Here is a 14,402-nt window from a genome sequence, read left to right on the forward strand (position 1 = left end):
GAGAAATTATTAATTATTCGGCTTCGGCATCATTTTTGGATAACTGCTCTAAAACTCTAGGAGGGAACACCAACCGGCAAATCAACTTGGCAATGTCCTGATACGCAGACGGTTTCTCAGACTCGCTTGTTTTATCAAGTCCGTTCTCGACAATCATCATAATCGCCCAAGAAAGAGTATCTAAATCCAAATCGTTCCAAGTTAGCCCTTTTTCTCCCGCTTTTTTTAATCCGTTAAAAATCCTAGCATGGATTCTTTTTCTAGCATTGTCCAGAACGGCTGCAAGCTCGGAATCCTTCGATAACAGCTCAGGCAGAACATGACGGAGTCCGAACTCATGGATTCGGTTATAATGAAGTTCTAAAGAAGACGCCAATGCGTCCACTGGATCGCTAGATAACCAGCTTATTTCCGGTGGGAGAAAAGTCTCAATCTTATCCTCAAGCAGCGACATCAACAGCTGCCGTTTATCGGAAAAATATCGATAAAAAGTTCCTGTTGCAACCCCTGCATGAGCAGCGATTTCCTTTGCCGTTGTCTGCTCATAACCCTTTTTATGAAACAACGCATATCCACTTTCAATTAACGCATTTCTTTTAGCTTGAGCCCGTTCCTGTTTTGGCAAAAATGGAAATTCACCTACCAGTTTTTCATCATCTGACATGCTTTCACCTCGAATTTATCATACCACTAACCAGGAATTTGAACCACAGTTCAATTTTAAATTGACAGAAATGATGCTTTGTGTGATACTTGAACCAGAGTTCATGTTATCATTTTATCACTACCACTATAAAAAGAAAAGTTATTCTGCTAAGCAGGAATTTACCGTTTTTATGCGAATAATTTAAAGTATCAATTTTTAATTTTCTAAAGGACCATACAGTTTTATAACAATTGGAAGGTGTTGATTAATTTGGCAAACCAATCTGAATCTAAGAAAATATCTGTAAATTCCACTATTTCATTAAAAGGAATTGTCAAAGCCATTTTCAACGATACCGTTCATGTCCAAATCGGTGGAAAAATTATCCCCATTCCATCCTCTGATTTTATGATGGAGAAACCAACCAAATAAGCCTTATTTAAAAAGGCCCGTCACAAATTGTGATGGGCTCTTTATCACTTATTATCATCAGCGCTTAAGCGTTTATAACACATACATGTAGTAATATGGTCATTTACCATCCCCACTGCCTGCATAAAGGCATAACAAATGGTCGAACCAACAAATTTAAAGCCTCGTTTCTTTAAATCTTTACTGAGCCGATCACTGATTTCCGTCGTTGCAGGGACCTCACTCATTTCCCTAAAATGATTTTGTATCGGCTTTCCGTCCACAAAAGCCCAAATATACGTTTGAAATGATCCGAATTCCTCAACTACGCAAAAAAAAGCCTTTGCATTTGTAATAACCGCATTTATTTTAAGCTTATTTCTAACAATTCCTTCATTCTGTAACAGTTCAGCAATTTTGTCCTCATCATAGCGGATAATTTTTGCGGGCTCAAAATGATCGAAAGCTTGACGATAGTTCTCCCGCTTTTTTAAAATCGTATACCAGCTGAGTCCCGCTTGTGCGCCTTCAAGATTTAAATATTCAAAAAGCTGGCGGTCATCATATACTGGTACCCCCCATTCATGGTCATGGTAATCGATATAGAGTGGATCCTGATTCACCCATCCGCATCTTATTTCTTTATCATTCATTGCAAATTCTCCTAAATAGATGTCATCATTATCCTTTAAGTATCACATATTTTTCCGAAAAAAGGTATCCTTACAATCAAAAAACCGGACCCCCCAGCGGCAGGTTTCCGGCTCTGAAAATTTTATTTGGCGAATTCATTCTCAGCAATAAAATTGGCGGCTTGTACTGTGACTTTTTGGAAGGTGATCAGCACGTTCCAGCTGCCTGAAGACTGCCCATCTGCATAGAAAGTTGGTTTACATTCTTCGTCAAGCATACTTAAAAGCATGGCAAGATGGCGGCCGCCTGATTCGACTCTAGCCAGCCTAGCATACTCCGGAAGCATATCATACGCGGATTGATAATCCTTTTTCATCACAAATTCGAGAAATTGCTTATCCATTGCATGCTCTGTAATGGTTGGTTTATTATGTCTGCCCCTCACTAAATTATGTGACAAGGCACCACTTGAAATAAAGACAACCCTTTTACTTGTTTCTTGTAATACCTTTGCAATTTGCTGACCCCATTTATAGGTCTCTTCGATACTGGCTGCCAATGTAACCGATAAATTAATAACCGGTATTTCTTCATCTGGATTTAGGTAACGCAATGGAACCACACTTCCGTAATCCCACAGGTAATATGGATCATTTACCCCCTGGACCTGGAGGCCAGCCTCTTCTCCTGCCTTTACGAGCTTGTTCGCTAATTCTTCATCACCTGGGTAGTTGTACGGGAGGTCTTTAATTAGGTCTGGAGCTTCGAAGGCAGTTAATATCCCTTTATGAACGGGTGTACAGTCAACATAATGGAAAAACGTCGATGGCCAATGACAAGATACTAAAACAATCACGTCTGGGTTTATCTCTTTTATTTGTTTGGCTACTACTTTCATGGATGAAGCCATATCCATTTGAAAATCCGGTACTTGATCTTCATGACACATACTAGGGACATGGGGAACTATCATACTAAATTCAATCGTCATAATATCCTCCTATAAAATTTAATAAACCAAGTTAACGCTTACAAAACAGAAAAATTGTGGGGAGCATTGATATTCCCCATGCTCCCATTTATGAATTCCTATCGTTCCGAAGCAGGTATGCCTGCAATCCCCCAATGGGTCTTTGGAACTTCTGTCACGATAACTCTAATACTTTCTTTCGGTGCGTTTAAGGTTTCCTCTACTGTATTGGTAAGATTCTTGATTAGTTCGGTTACTTTCTCAGGAGGTCTTCCTTCCATTATTTGCACATTAATTAATGGCATGCTTATCATCCTTCGTTTTATAAGTATTTCTCTAATCCGTTACCGTAAAGGTGACTTCACCAAGCCCATCAAATTTTCCACTGACGATGTCGCCGTATTTCAACATAACGGCACTGGTAATCCCACCTGTTAAAATAACATCACCCTTACGAACCTTTTCTCCCTTTCTCGCTAGCATATTCGCAAGCATTGCAACGGAATGTGCTGGGTGCCCCAATACTGCCGCCCCTGCCCCCAGTTCCTTGATTTCACCATTAATAGATAGAGTTGAACCAAGTAAATCTAATTCAAATTGCTCTGGCTTTTTTAAAGTCGTGCCAAACACAACCCTTGAGGTTGAGGCATTGTCAGCAATAACATCCGGTAAGGTAAAATTGAAGTTTTCATAACGGCTGTCGATGATTTCTAATGCAGGCAGAACATATTCCGTTTTTGCAAGAACCTGAGCACCGGTCACACCCGGGCCTTCGATATCTTCACCAATCACAAAGGCAATTTCCGCTTCCACCTTCGGATGGATCATCTCATGTAATGGCAGTTTTCCACCATTTTCAATCAGCATATAATCAAACACATATCCGTAGATGGGATCATCAATTCCCATTTGTTTCATTTTGGCAAAACTAGTTAAACCCATCTTGGGACCAACAATTCTTCTGCCTTCTTGTAATTTCATTTGGACGATTTCTTCTTGAACCTGATATGCTTCCTCCACGGTTAAATCAGGCTTTAGGTTGGCAGTTACCTTTACAACCTCACGTTTTTCAAGCTCGGCTGCAACAAGATAATTAGCTATTTCCTTAATTTGACTCACGCTGTTCCCCTCTTTTTCTTCAAATTAAAAGTGCACATTGACCTGACCGAGATGAGCAAACCTTGCAGTGAAGGAATCTCCTTTATTGGCCACTTCTGCTGCGGATAACGCACCAGACAAAATCACTTCTCCTGCTCGAAGCGGGATATCAAATTCTGATAATTTATTGGCTAACCATGCCACACATGTGGCTGGATTTCCTAACGCTGCTGCGCCGACGCCAGTATTCACGAGTTCACCATTTTTTGTTAAGACCATGCCGATTAATTCAAGATCAATATCTTCTATTTTAGTAGGTTTTCCACCTAACACGAAAGACTTAGAAGAGCCATTGTCAGCAACCGTGTCCTGCAGTTTAATTTTCCAATCTTGAACTCTGCTATCAACAATTTCAAGTGCTGGAACGACATAGTCTGTTGCTTGAAGAACATCAAGAGTGGTCACATTTGGTCCGCGTAAATCCTTTTTTAAAATAAAAGCAATCTCGGCTTCTACCTTTGGCTGTAGGACCGATTCTATTGAAATGGATCCGCCATTTTCCACTACCATACAATCTAGTAAATGCCCGTAATCCGGCTCATCAACTCCGAGCAAGTTTTGCATCGCTATAGAAGTTAAGCCTATCTTCTTTCCAACGATTTTTCGTCCTTGTGCTATTTTTTTATTAATATTTTCAAGCTGGATATAATAAGCTTCTTCTACTGTAAGTTCGGGATCAACGGATGTTAAAGGAGCAATCCCGACTTTCGTCGCTTCTGCTTCGGATAATTGTTCTGCAAATTGTGTTACTTTACTAGTCAAATTATTTACTTCCCTTCTTATAGTTTGATCGTAACATTGGAAAGTTCGGAGTAAAAATCGATACTATGCATGCCGCCTGTTCTTCCGATTCCACTATGCTTCATACCGCCAAATGGTGTTCTTAAATCGCGTAAGAACCAAGTATTTACCCAAATAATTCCTGCCTCTAGCTGGTGTGCAACCCGATGCGCTCTTCGTAAATCATTTGTCCAAATCGTTGCACTTAAGCCATAATGGGTATCATTTGCCTGCATAACCACTTCTTCTTCCATATCAAACGGCATAACCGTAACCACTGGTCCAAAGATTTCTTCACGAACACAGCGAGAATTTCGATCAAGCCCAACTAATATGGTAGGTTCTAAATAGTAACCTTTTTCATATCCATCTGGACGTTTGCCGCCTGTCAGGATGGTGGCACCTTCTTGGCGGGCGATATCAATATAGCTGTTTACCCTGTCATAATGTTCTTTACTGACTAATGCACCAACATTCGTATCTGCTTCAAGCGGGTGGCCGACCTTTAATGTTCTAACCCGTTCCGCAAACCTTGTTAAAAATTCTTCGTAAACCGGACGTTCCACGTAAATCCGTGAACCGCACAAACAAACTTCCCCTTGGTTCACAAAGCTGGATTTAATTGTGGTTTCAATCACTTCATCTAAATCAGAGTCTGCAAAGATAATGTTTGGATTTTTCCCGCCTAGTTCAAAGGAAAGCTTTTTCAAGGAATCGGCTGCCGATTTCATAATCGCGGTACCTGTTCTTGGCTCACCAATAAATGAAATCGCATCCACATCCGGATGTTCTGAAATCGCTGCACCAGCAGAATTAGGGCCAAAACCATGGACAAGGTTTACTACACCATCAGGTACCCCTGCTTCTTTACAAATCTCCATTAATACAGTTGCGGTCATTGGCGTCCACTCGGCCGGTTTAATAACAGCCGTATTACCCATTGCTAAACATGGCGCTAATTTCCAAGTCAACAATAGTAACGGCAGGTTCCAAGGTTTAATAATCCCAACCACACCGACAGGGCGGCGATAAGAATAATGAAGGGCGATATCATCCTGCATATTCGAATCGGTATTAACAGAAATCATATAATCAGCGAAAAAGTGAAAGTTGAAGGCTGCACGCGGAATATCTACACTGTTTGCTAATGAAAATGGCTTCCCCGTATCCATGGATTCAAGATGTGCCAGCTCTTCCTGTCTTTCAAGAATTAAATCGCCAATCCGGCGGATAATTTTTGAACGCTCAACAATTGGCATAGTTTTCCATTTTCCATTTAGTGCTCTACGTGCAGCAGCTACTGCAAAATTAACTTCTTCCTTCCCCCCTTCGGCCACGGTTCCTAACACTTCTTCTGTTGCTGGGTTAATATTTTCAAAGGTCTTGTGATTTTGTGATTCGACAAATTGGCCGTTGATAAAGTGCAAACAATTAATGGCTCTTACTCTAGTTTCTACTTGCATATCGATATTCCTCCTAATAAATAAATGATAATTTAATATTTTCTTAACTACATGGTAACGCTTCCGAATTTCACATACAACTCCATCGTTGCTCTATATGCAACAAAAGACGTTTTTTTTAAATAATTCATAATATTTAAAAATACTGTTTTCATTTTTTGTTTTTTCTGGTATATTGCCGACTATAGAGCAACTTTGTTTTACATAATGAAACACTTCAAAAGGAGGGATTTCATTTGAGCGTAAATGTCGAGAAAGATAGTCATCTTTCTTCGGTAAAAAATGCACTTCGGATTTTACAATGTTTCACGATGGACGAACCGGAAAAAAAGATTAGTGAACTATCCGCTGAGCTCGGACTTAACAAGAGTACGGTCAGTCGAACAATGACAACGCTTGCGAGTGAAGGGTTTGTTTATAAAGATCCAGAAACGAAAAAATATCGGTTAGGCCTCTCCATTCTGTCGTTAAGCGGAATTGTCAGCAGTCAGATGGATATCTACCGGGAATCGCAGCCAGTCTTAAATCGGTTAGTAGAAAATATTGGGGAAACAGCACATATTTCGGTTTTGGATCATTTAGACGTTATCTATCTTCAAAAGGTCGAATGTAACCATCCGGTTCGTTTCCTAACCCATATAGGTAAGAGAAATCCACCATACTGTACGAGTTCCGGCAAGGTTCTGCTTGCTCATGCAGCGGAAGATGTCGTTAATCAGGTCATTGAAAAAGGTCTGGAAAGGTTAACCAAAAACACCATCACAAATCCGCAAAAACTTCGGATTCATTTAAATCAAGTGAAAGAAAACGGTTACGCAAATAGTACAGAAGAAATCTTAGAAGGGGTAACCTCGATTGCCGCCCCTATTTTTGATTACAGAGGCAAGGTCATTGCTGCGCTTTCTGTCGTGGGGCCCAATCAACGAATACAGCAGCATAAAATTCAAGGCCTTGCAAAAAAAGTGATGAGCGCGGCTAGAGAGGTCTCAACACGAATGGGGTATAGAGGTTAATAGTCTAGTAGTTTAAACCATGAAAAGGGGCTGTTCCGGTTGTATGATTTTCACACTCATTTTATCCCATCTGATGTTTTAACATGGTTGAAAGACAATCAAAGAAAAGTTAATGCAAAATGGATTAAAAAAGAAGAAAACAAGAATGATTTTTTAGTAGTAAATGAAAAATGGGGTTTTGAATTAAAGCAGGCTTTTATCGATGGAAACCAATTTTTAGCGGATCAAGAAAAGGCCGGTGTAACTCATTCGGTTATTTCACCAATTCCACAGCTGTTTATGTATGATTTTCCTGACGAGATCACGACTGAGATTTCAAGTGTATACAACCGTTCTTTGGCAGAATGGTCTAATTCCGCACCAGAACGCCTTTCAGCTTTAGGTACAGTGCCTCTTACCAATCCGCTAAAAGCTGCCGAGGTCTTAAAAGATGCTATGGAAATGGGACTTAAAGGGGTTATTATCGGGCCTGGACTAGAAAATCAAATGTTATCGGATGAATTTTTCAGGCCCTTTTTTGAAGAAGCTAATCGCCTAAAAGCCATCGTGTTTATTCATCCTTTATTATGTGAAGACCCGCGCTTAAAGAGAAGAATGATGCCTAATTTGATTGGAGTTCCTTGGGAAACTACAGTTTGTGCTACGGACCTCTTGTTAAGCGGTTTGATTGATCAATTTCCTAATGTAAAAATATTATTTGCCCATGGCGGCGGTTTCCTTCCCTATCAGATTGGCAGGCTAGACAAGGGTTTTGACCAATGGCCACTAGTTTCATCAAAGTTAAAGGCCAAACCATCAGAATACTTGAATCGCTTTTGGTATGATACAGTGTTATGGAACCAAGATAGCCTGGATTTCCTAATCAAAACAGTTGGTGAGGATCGAGTTGTCCCCGGTTCTGATTATCCATTTGACCTATCTGTTTGGCCTCCCACAGGAAAACAGGAATTGGCCGTTCGTTCATTACTTGATTAAAAATTTTTCAAATAGTTACTTGAAACAACCAATGAAGCTGGGAATTCCCTGCTTCTTTGGTTACTGGTTTACTTCTCATTCAGGGGTTTTAATGCTTTCCTAGCCCTTCAATCGGGCTGCGTTAGAAATTTTCTTTAGAACTTTTCTTAAATGCCTTGCATCCGGTGTCTCTTAAAATGAGTTCCCATTACTTTCCCCTCCGAAATGCTCTTCTCTCGGCATATTCTGAGCAAGGGATACAAACCTTCACCACTTCACCTTTATCATTTATATATTTCCTCAAAGGATTAACCTTCCTTTTACAAATCGCACATTTATTTTTAAAAATATTAAAAATAAACATTTATAGTCACCTTCAATTTCGTTTTTACCCTATTTTATTAGTGTTTTTGGTAATTGGATTCATTTGTAATAGTTTTTTTTCCTAGAATTATAGTAAGATGGGATAAGAAACTAACTAGAGAAAGGAACAGAAAAATGTCATATAAAATGATTGTACTAGATTTAGATGATACCCTGCTACAAGACGACCACACCATTTCCCCTCGTACGAAACAGTCATTAATGGATGCTCAAAAGGCAGGTGTAAAGGTTGTACTAGCTTCTGGGCGCCCAACGTCCGCTATGTATGAAATTGCTGATGAGCTAGAGTTAAAGAAATATGGAAGCTTTATTCTTTCTTTTAATGGTGCAAAAATTACTAACTGCCATACAGGTGAAGAGCTTTTTAGCAGCACGTTATCACCTGAAACCGCGCACCGCCTATATAATTTAAGCCGTCGTGAAGATGTGTTTATTCATACCTATGTTGGTGATTTGATTGTTACCGAGGCAGGAAATCAATATACCAATATTGAAGCGGAAATTACAGGCCTAGATGTGTTTGAGGTTGACAGTTTTATTGAGTCAGTCAATGAACCGGTTGTTAAAGTATTAATGGTCGATGCTCCGGAAAAACTTGTCGAAGTAGAAAGTAAGCTTCAGCAAGAATTAGCCGAAGAACTTAGCGTGATGCGTTCTAAACCATTTTTCTTAGAGTTTACGGAAAAAGGGGTTACAAAAGGAACCAGCCTAAATCATTTGATTGGACAACTTGGCATAACTCGCGAAGAAGTGATTGCCATCGGCGATAGCTATAATGATTTAGCGATGATTGAGTTCGCTGGACTTGGTGTTGCTATGGGTAATGCACCTCAAGATATTAAGGAAAAAGCAAATTATGTGACTGACACAAATATGAATGATGGCGTAGCAAAGGTTGTTGAAAAATTTGTTTTGAATACGCCAGTAATTGTTTGATTCCAACCGCTTGGATATTCCAAGCGGTTTTTTGTTTTTTTATTAAAGCAATCACATAATGTTCCCTAGCCCAATCATGTCTCCAGTTTCAATCTCTTTGCATAAACTATCACAATCAAACAAATAAAAGGCGGAGAGAGGTATGGGACTATTCATTAATAAAAAGGAACATCCGAATTTATTCAAAAATAACAGGCAATTGAAGGAATCGAATCAGGTCGAATCAAGGCAGGATTTCCTCACCGAACTAATGAAGGAGCAGCAAAAAGCTAATATCGCTCTGAACCATGCATTAGCAGAACTGCAAACGCGATATCAGCAGCAAACAGATGCTCAGACCACCCATTGGAAACAGGTAGATTATCAGCTGAGTGACTTAAAAAATAGTACAATTAGGCAGCAGAAATTTGAAAACGAAATGGTTACAAACCTCCATTCCTTACAAGAGAAGAATGTCCAATTAGAGGCTATGGTTGAAAAAGAAACACAGGCAAAGGAAACCCTGACTGCACAAATCAATCAAATTAGTAAGACCTGTCACAGTATTGCGGATCGTTTAGATAAGAATGAAGAAACACAACAGCAAATTGCCTTGCAAATGAAAGAACAACTTGAAATGCAAAAACAGGCAGCAGAAAAATTAACTAAACAAGAAGAAATCCACGGCGGGATGTTAAAACGGCTCGATAATCAAGAGGCATTATTAGATAAATTTTCCAGACAGCTAAACCATATCCGTTCCATCCTATTTGAACGGACCAATTACTTGGCAGGAAAAATAGATGACGGCTATAAGCTCACGTCTTCCTATGTGTACAAATTAATGACCGGCTCCGAACAGCCGCTTACTTTTTTCTTAATGAATCAAAAGAAAGAAGAAAATCAGGAAGTTGAATAAGTTGTGTAAACTTTGGTTATCAACCTAAAAACCGTCCATGCTAAGCATGAACGGTTTTTAGTATTGTACTCTATTAGATACCTTGATTAAAGATATCAGTTAATACTGGTACGATTTGTTTTTTACGTGATACAACACCATTTAAAGTAGCTGTATTATTTTCTAGTGAAACATTGTAGGCTTTTTCAACTGCAGCTGTTTTGCTTCCGATTGCTAAACCAACAGAATCATTTGTTAAGATATCTGTAACAACAAACAAGAATAAATCTAAGTTCTTTTCTGCCACGATGTTAGAAATTGCCGCTTCTAATTCAGCTTGACGTTCTAGAACATCAGCTGTGTCCACTACGTTTACTTGCGCAATTTCAACTTTGCTTGAACCCATTTCGAATTCTTTAGCATCAAGGCTTAAAAGGTCAGCAATCGATTTATCACGAACGTCAGCACCTGCTTTTAACATTTCCAAGCCATAAGTTTCAGCCTCAACACCGGCAATTGCTGCTAATTCCTTCGCTGCCGCAACATCTTCAGGTGTGCAGGTTGGGGATTTGAACAATAAAGAGTCGGAAATAATCGCAGATAACATTAGACCAGCGATTTCTTTCTTAATTTCTTTGCCGTTTTCTTTATACATCTTGTTTAAAATGGTTGCAGTACAGCCAACAGGCTCGCAGCGGTAATACAATGGATCGCTTGTTTCAAAGTTAGCGATACGGTGGTGGTCGATAACCTCCAATACACGAACATCCGCAATATCATTTGCACTTTGCTGGCGCTCGTTGTGGTCAACTAAGATTACAGAATTTACTTCAGACGCAACTGCTTCCACTAAGCGAGGAACTTCAGCGTTGAAAGTTGTAAGCGCAAATTGTGTTTCGCCATTGATTTGACCGAGACGAACTGGTTCAACATCATAGCCTAATTGTTTTTTCAAATCTGCATAAGCGATCGCAGAACAGATTGTATCGGTGTCTGGATTTTTATGACCGAAAATAAGTACTTTTTCCATTTTTACTACTCCTACTCATCAAAAATTTTATGTAGATCAATCCAAAACTAAAATGACCCTATTTGAAATTATATATCAAGATGTTTATGGATACAAAACAAAAAATACAAAAAGAAACAAAGGCATTCTCTCTGAGTACCTTTGTTTCTAATTATTACTTACTTTACAGTGACAGGAACAACCCTCTGTCCGATCGTCGCTATTAATTCTTGCGGCATTGGGAAACTGAGCGCTGCAGGGTCCTTCATAACCGCCGGAATCGTTGCCGCTAATGCCTCTTCACTTATATTATATTGCTTGAAGTCGGCAGGTAGGCCGACGCTTTGCTGTAACAATCTGATTTTTTCAATTACTCTAGCAAGTGCATTTTCAGGTGTATCATCCTTCACATCGACATCCAATGCCTGAGCCAGTTCAGCAGCCTTTGGCAAATACAATTGAGGAACAAGCTCCATCACCACTGGTAAAAAAACGGCATTCGCTAATCCATGTGGGATTCGGAACAAGGCACCGTAGGCATGGGCCATATTATGAACCGGAATCGCATTTAGAGCAAAGCTAAACGCGGTAATTCCCATTAGACTTGCCTGCAATAAATCCATTCGGGCATCTAAATTGCCGCCATCATTTACAGCCACCGGAAGATTTTTTTCAATCAATCTGATCGCATGTTGGGCATAAGCATCCGTTAGACCAGTCGCTGTTGGTGATGCTAGTGCTTCAATCGCATGTGTTAAAGCATCAAAACCTGTAAAGGCGGTAATCACAGGTGGCAGGCCAACGGTTAAATCAGGATCCAATATCGCCATATCGGCATTTATAAATGGATTAATGATGTTCGTCTTCATTTGAATGTCTTCATTAAAAATAACGGCAATCGGCGAAACTTCGGATCCAGTTCCCGCAGTTGTTGGGATTGCAATATGCGGGATGGGGATATAGTTTGCTTTCGGAAATTGCTCATATAATAAGCCTCCAGGGTTAGCTTCTTTTATATCCGATAAGCCTTTATAAAGTGCATACTTAACCCCTTTTACAGTATCTAGTACACTACCGCCGCCTACAGCTAGTAAACTATCCGCTCCCACTTCCTTCGCATAGTGGACCGCATCATTAATGCAGCGGCTTTCTGCATCCTGAGCAATGTCCAAATAGATTCCGACAAGCTGCGGCCCAGACCCGTGACCAGTCAATTCAAAAATCGACGCTACTTTTTCAACAATCCCGGCTTTTTCTAAACCGCGGTCACTTAAGAGCAGGACCCGTTTTGCGCCAAGGCCGGCAAATAAACTTGGCACTATTGCCCGAGAATTTGATCCGCTGTAAATACCAGTACGTAACATAAACTGTGATAGAGTTGTTTTCATAATCTTCTTCACCTCTTCATTAATTTTGACCAAACAGAATTCCATACCAGTTGCGTCTTTCCAATTCAGGGGACATGGAGGTATGAACATGCTTTACTTGTGTATAGGCATCAAGTGAATGCCTGCCATACCCCGGCCGATGCCGCTTTGCTTGTAGCCGCCAAACGGTGCATCACTGCGGAGCATATGCCAATCGTTAATCCAGACCACACCCGCTTGAAGTTTCCTTGCAACCTCATAGGCTTTATTCACATCACGTGTCCAGACACCTGCTGCTAATCCATAAATCGTATCATTTGCCATTTGAATGGCTTCATCTAGGTCTGAATAACGAATCACACATAGGACAGGTCCAAAGATTTCCTCTTGGGCAATTTTCATATCGTTGCTGACATTAGTTAAAATCGTTGGTTCGATAAAATGACCTTGCTCACAGCCTGGGACTGTGACTGCCTTCCCGCCGCAGACAAGGGTCGCCCCTTCTTGCTTACCGGACTCAATATAAGAGAGAATCGTTTCCTTTTGTTTTTTCGATATTATTGGTCCGACATCTGTTGTTGGGTCAAGCGGATTGCCAACTTTTAGTTTACTGGCAAGCGCAACGAGACCAGTAACCACTTGATCATAAAGTTTATCCGGTACAAACAGCCGTGTTCCTGATTCGCACAGCTGGCCGGAGTGAAGGAATACGCCGAAAAGGCTTCCCGGTAAAGCAATATTTAAGTCTGCATCTTCTAGCAGGATGTTTGGTGACTTTCCGCCAAGTTCTAAGGTTGTATTTTTAATCGTGCCGGCGGCAAGACCCATAATTCTTCGGCCAACCTCTGTTGAACCGGTAAAGGCAACCTTATCAACCTGTGGATGATTCACTAATGCTTCCCCTACTTCTGCACCTGCTCCGGTTACCACATTAATGACACCTGGCAGGACCACCTCTGAAATAATTTCTGCTAATTTCAGTGTGGATAGCGGGGTGTAGCTGGCCGGTTTAATCACAATCGTGTTCCCCATCGCGAGAGCTGGCGCAATTTTCCAAGTCGCAATCACCATTGGCAGGTTCCAAGGGGTAATCGCCGCACAAACGCCGATAGGTTCACGCCATATGAAGTTGTGAGCAGGTCCCGGGAATGGCGGGACTGGAAGCGTTTCTGAGAATGGATACTCTAATGTAAAGTTTGCTAGTGTCTGGAACAGGTCGACCATTTGTAAAATATCACTATTGCCAATGCGCCGGACGGTTCCGCCTGAACTAATCGCTTCTAAATAGGCTAGTTCTTGGGCGTGCTCGGCAATATTATAAGAAATCGCAGATAGTACTTTTGCCCGGTCCTTTGGCTTCATGTTTTTCCAGTCGCTCTTGTCAAAAGCGGCACGGGCTGCTTTGACTGCACGATCGACATCCTCCTGGGTTCCTTTTGCTACTTTAGCGACAAGCTCTCCGGTTGCAGGATTGAACACATCAAAAGTTTCCCCGCTGCCCGCTTGCTCCCACTTTCCATTGATAAAGTGGGGATAGGTTTGAAAGTCTACATTTACTGTCATGATTTCTTACTCCTCTGCTAAACTTTGATTTTTATGACGAGTCCTTTAGGAAATGAACATCTTTAGGCAAAATTGAAGTTTTTTTGACCGAAGTGCCCCCCTGTGACCACTATATGGGCACAATAATCTTTTTTTTTGACCGTCGATGCCCTCTACCTTGTCCCAACGGGCACAATTATTTCTTTTTGTGACCGTCAACGAGCTTTTTCTTCCTAAGACGGTCATAATTACCTAATCT

At 40.6% G+C, this 14,402-nt stretch carries 15 protein-coding genes; 5 read left to right on the forward strand and 10 right to left on the reverse strand.

From position 1 onward, the window contains the following. Positions 1–13 precede the first annotated feature (13 nt). A complete protein-coding gene (locus AAHB15_RS10085; RefSeq protein ID WP_335573207.1) occupies positions 14–664 on the reverse strand; it encodes a TetR/AcrR family transcriptional regulator in 651 nt (216 codons plus the stop codon). Positions 665–916: 252 nt separating this feature from the next. Between AAHB15_RS10085 and AAHB15_RS10090 the strand changes: the two genes are divergently transcribed. Next, positions 917–1,078 carry a hypothetical protein gene (locus AAHB15_RS10090; RefSeq protein ID WP_176541287.1) on the forward strand — a complete coding sequence of 54 codons (162 nt, stop codon included), beginning with the start codon at positions 917–919 and terminating at the stop codon, positions 1,076–1,078. 44 nt (positions 1,079–1,122) lie between these two features. Here AAHB15_RS10090 and AAHB15_RS10095 read toward each other — a convergent pair whose 3' ends face one another. The 6 genes from AAHB15_RS10095 to AAHB15_RS10120 form a co-directional block, all read right to left on the reverse strand. Next, positions 1,123–1,710, reverse strand: coding sequence for a DNA-3-methyladenine glycosylase I (locus AAHB15_RS10095; RefSeq protein WP_342042320.1), 588 nt, complete (start codon positions 1,708–1,710; stop codon positions 1,123–1,125). 122 nt (positions 1,711–1,832) lie between these two features. Then, positions 1,833–2,681: a DODA-type extradiol aromatic ring-opening family dioxygenase gene (locus tag AAHB15_RS10100; protein WP_335573209.1), complete on the reverse strand. Its 849-nt coding sequence runs from the start codon at positions 2,679–2,681 to the stop codon at positions 1,833–1,835. A gap of 98 nt (positions 2,682–2,779) precedes the next feature. Beyond that, positions 2,780–2,974, reverse strand: coding sequence for a 4-oxalocrotonate tautomerase (locus AAHB15_RS10105; protein ID WP_144562003.1), 195 nt, complete (start codon positions 2,972–2,974; stop codon positions 2,780–2,782). Positions 2,975–2,996: 22 nt separating this feature from the next. Continuing rightward, positions 2,997–3,779: a 2-keto-4-pentenoate hydratase gene (locus AAHB15_RS10110; RefSeq protein WP_335573210.1), complete on the reverse strand. Its 783-nt coding sequence runs from the start codon at positions 3,777–3,779 to the stop codon at positions 2,997–2,999. Between the two features lie 24 nt (positions 3,780–3,803). Further along, a complete protein-coding gene (locus tag AAHB15_RS10115; protein WP_335573211.1) occupies positions 3,804–4,580 on the reverse strand; it encodes a 2-keto-4-pentenoate hydratase in 777 nt (258 codons plus the stop codon). 17 nt (positions 4,581–4,597) lie between these two features. Next, positions 4,598–6,061 carry an aldehyde dehydrogenase gene (locus AAHB15_RS10120; RefSeq protein ID WP_098531587.1) on the reverse strand — a complete coding sequence of 488 codons (1,464 nt, stop codon included), beginning with the start codon at positions 6,059–6,061 and terminating at the stop codon, positions 4,598–4,600. 236 nt (positions 6,062–6,297) lie between these two features. Here AAHB15_RS10120 and AAHB15_RS10125 point away from each other — a divergent pair, with 236 nt between their 5' ends. The 4 genes from AAHB15_RS10125 (at position 6,298) to AAHB15_RS10140 (ending at position 10,246) form a co-directional block, all read left to right on the forward strand. Further along, entirely contained in the window at positions 6,298–7,074 is a 777-nt protein-coding gene (locus tag AAHB15_RS10125) for an IclR family transcriptional regulator (protein WP_335573213.1), read from the forward strand. A gap of 39 nt (positions 7,075–7,113) precedes the next feature. After that, a complete protein-coding gene (locus tag AAHB15_RS10130) occupies positions 7,114–8,049 on the forward strand; it encodes an amidohydrolase family protein (protein WP_342042324.1) in 936 nt (311 codons plus the stop codon). 477 nt (positions 8,050–8,526) lie between these two features. Continuing rightward, entirely contained in the window at positions 8,527–9,348 is an 822-nt protein-coding gene (locus AAHB15_RS10135; RefSeq protein WP_342042325.1) for a Cof-type HAD-IIB family hydrolase, read from the forward strand. A 142-nt stretch (positions 9,349–9,490) separates the two neighbouring features. Further along, positions 9,491–10,246, forward strand: a complete 756-nt coding sequence (locus tag AAHB15_RS10140; protein ID WP_335573216.1) for a hypothetical protein — start codon at positions 9,491–9,493, stop codon at positions 10,244–10,246. Between the two features lie 73 nt (positions 10,247–10,319). Here the strand turns inward: AAHB15_RS10140 and AAHB15_RS10145 are convergent, their stop codons facing one another. The 3 genes from AAHB15_RS10145 to AAHB15_RS10155 form a co-directional block, all read right to left on the reverse strand. Next, complete coding sequence (locus tag AAHB15_RS10145) at positions 10,320–11,255, reverse strand: manganese-dependent inorganic pyrophosphatase (RefSeq protein ID WP_335573217.1); 936 nt, start codon at positions 11,253–11,255, stop codon at positions 10,320–10,322. A 158-nt stretch (positions 11,256–11,413) separates the two neighbouring features. Beyond that, positions 11,414–12,622, reverse strand: a complete 1,209-nt coding sequence (locus tag AAHB15_RS10150) for an iron-containing alcohol dehydrogenase (RefSeq protein WP_335573218.1) — start codon at positions 12,620–12,622, stop codon at positions 11,414–11,416. Between the two features lie 93 nt (positions 12,623–12,715). Further along, the gene (locus tag AAHB15_RS10155) at positions 12,716–14,164 is read right to left on the reverse strand and encodes an aldehyde dehydrogenase family protein (RefSeq protein ID WP_335573219.1); all 1,449 of its coding nucleotides are present in this window, start codon (positions 14,162–14,164) and stop codon (positions 12,716–12,718) included. Positions 14,165–14,402 lie beyond the last annotated feature (238 nt).

The organism is Bacillus sp. OTU2372 (genome assembly GCF_038440275.1).
GTDB lineage: Bacteria > Bacillota > Bacilli > Bacillales > Cytobacillaceae > Neobacillus > Neobacillus bataviensis_B.

What these genes read in the sequence shown, in the direction of transcription:
- AAHB15_RS10085 (WP_335573207.1), bottom strand. Translation starts at nt 664, where the DNA reads ATGTCAGATGATGAAAAACTGGTAGGTGAATTTCCATTTTTGCCAAAA.
- AAHB15_RS10095 (WP_342042320.1), bottom strand. Translation starts at nt 1,710, where the DNA reads ATGAATGATAAAGAAATAAGATGCGGATGGGTGAATCAGGATCCACTC.
- AAHB15_RS10100 (WP_335573209.1), bottom strand. Translation starts at nt 2,681, where the DNA reads ATGACGATTGAATTTAGTATGATAGTTCCCCATGTCCCTAGTATGTGT.
- AAHB15_RS10105 (WP_144562003.1), bottom strand. Translation starts at nt 2,974, where the DNA reads ATGATAAGCATGCCATTAATTAATGTGCAAATAATGGAAGGAAGACCT.
- AAHB15_RS10120 (WP_098531587.1), bottom strand. Translation starts at nt 6,061, where the DNA reads ATGCAAGTAGAAACTAGAGTAAGAGCCATTAATTGTTTGCACTTTATC.
- AAHB15_RS10135 (WP_342042325.1), top strand. Translation starts at nt 8,527, where the DNA reads ATGTCATATAAAATGATTGTACTAGATTTAGATGATACCCTGCTACAA.
- AAHB15_RS10140 (WP_335573216.1), top strand. Translation starts at nt 9,491, where the DNA reads ATGGGACTATTCATTAATAAAAAGGAACATCCGAATTTATTCAAAAAT.
- AAHB15_RS10145 (WP_335573217.1), bottom strand. Translation starts at nt 11,255, where the DNA reads ATGGAAAAAGTACTTATTTTCGGTCATAAAAATCCAGACACCGATACA.
- AAHB15_RS10150 (WP_335573218.1), bottom strand. Translation starts at nt 12,622, where the DNA reads ATGAAAACAACTCTATCACAGTTTATGTTACGTACTGGTATTTACAGC.
- AAHB15_RS10155 (WP_335573219.1), bottom strand. Translation starts at nt 14,164, where the DNA reads ATGACAGTAAATGTAGACTTTCAAACCTATCCCCACTTTATCAATGGA.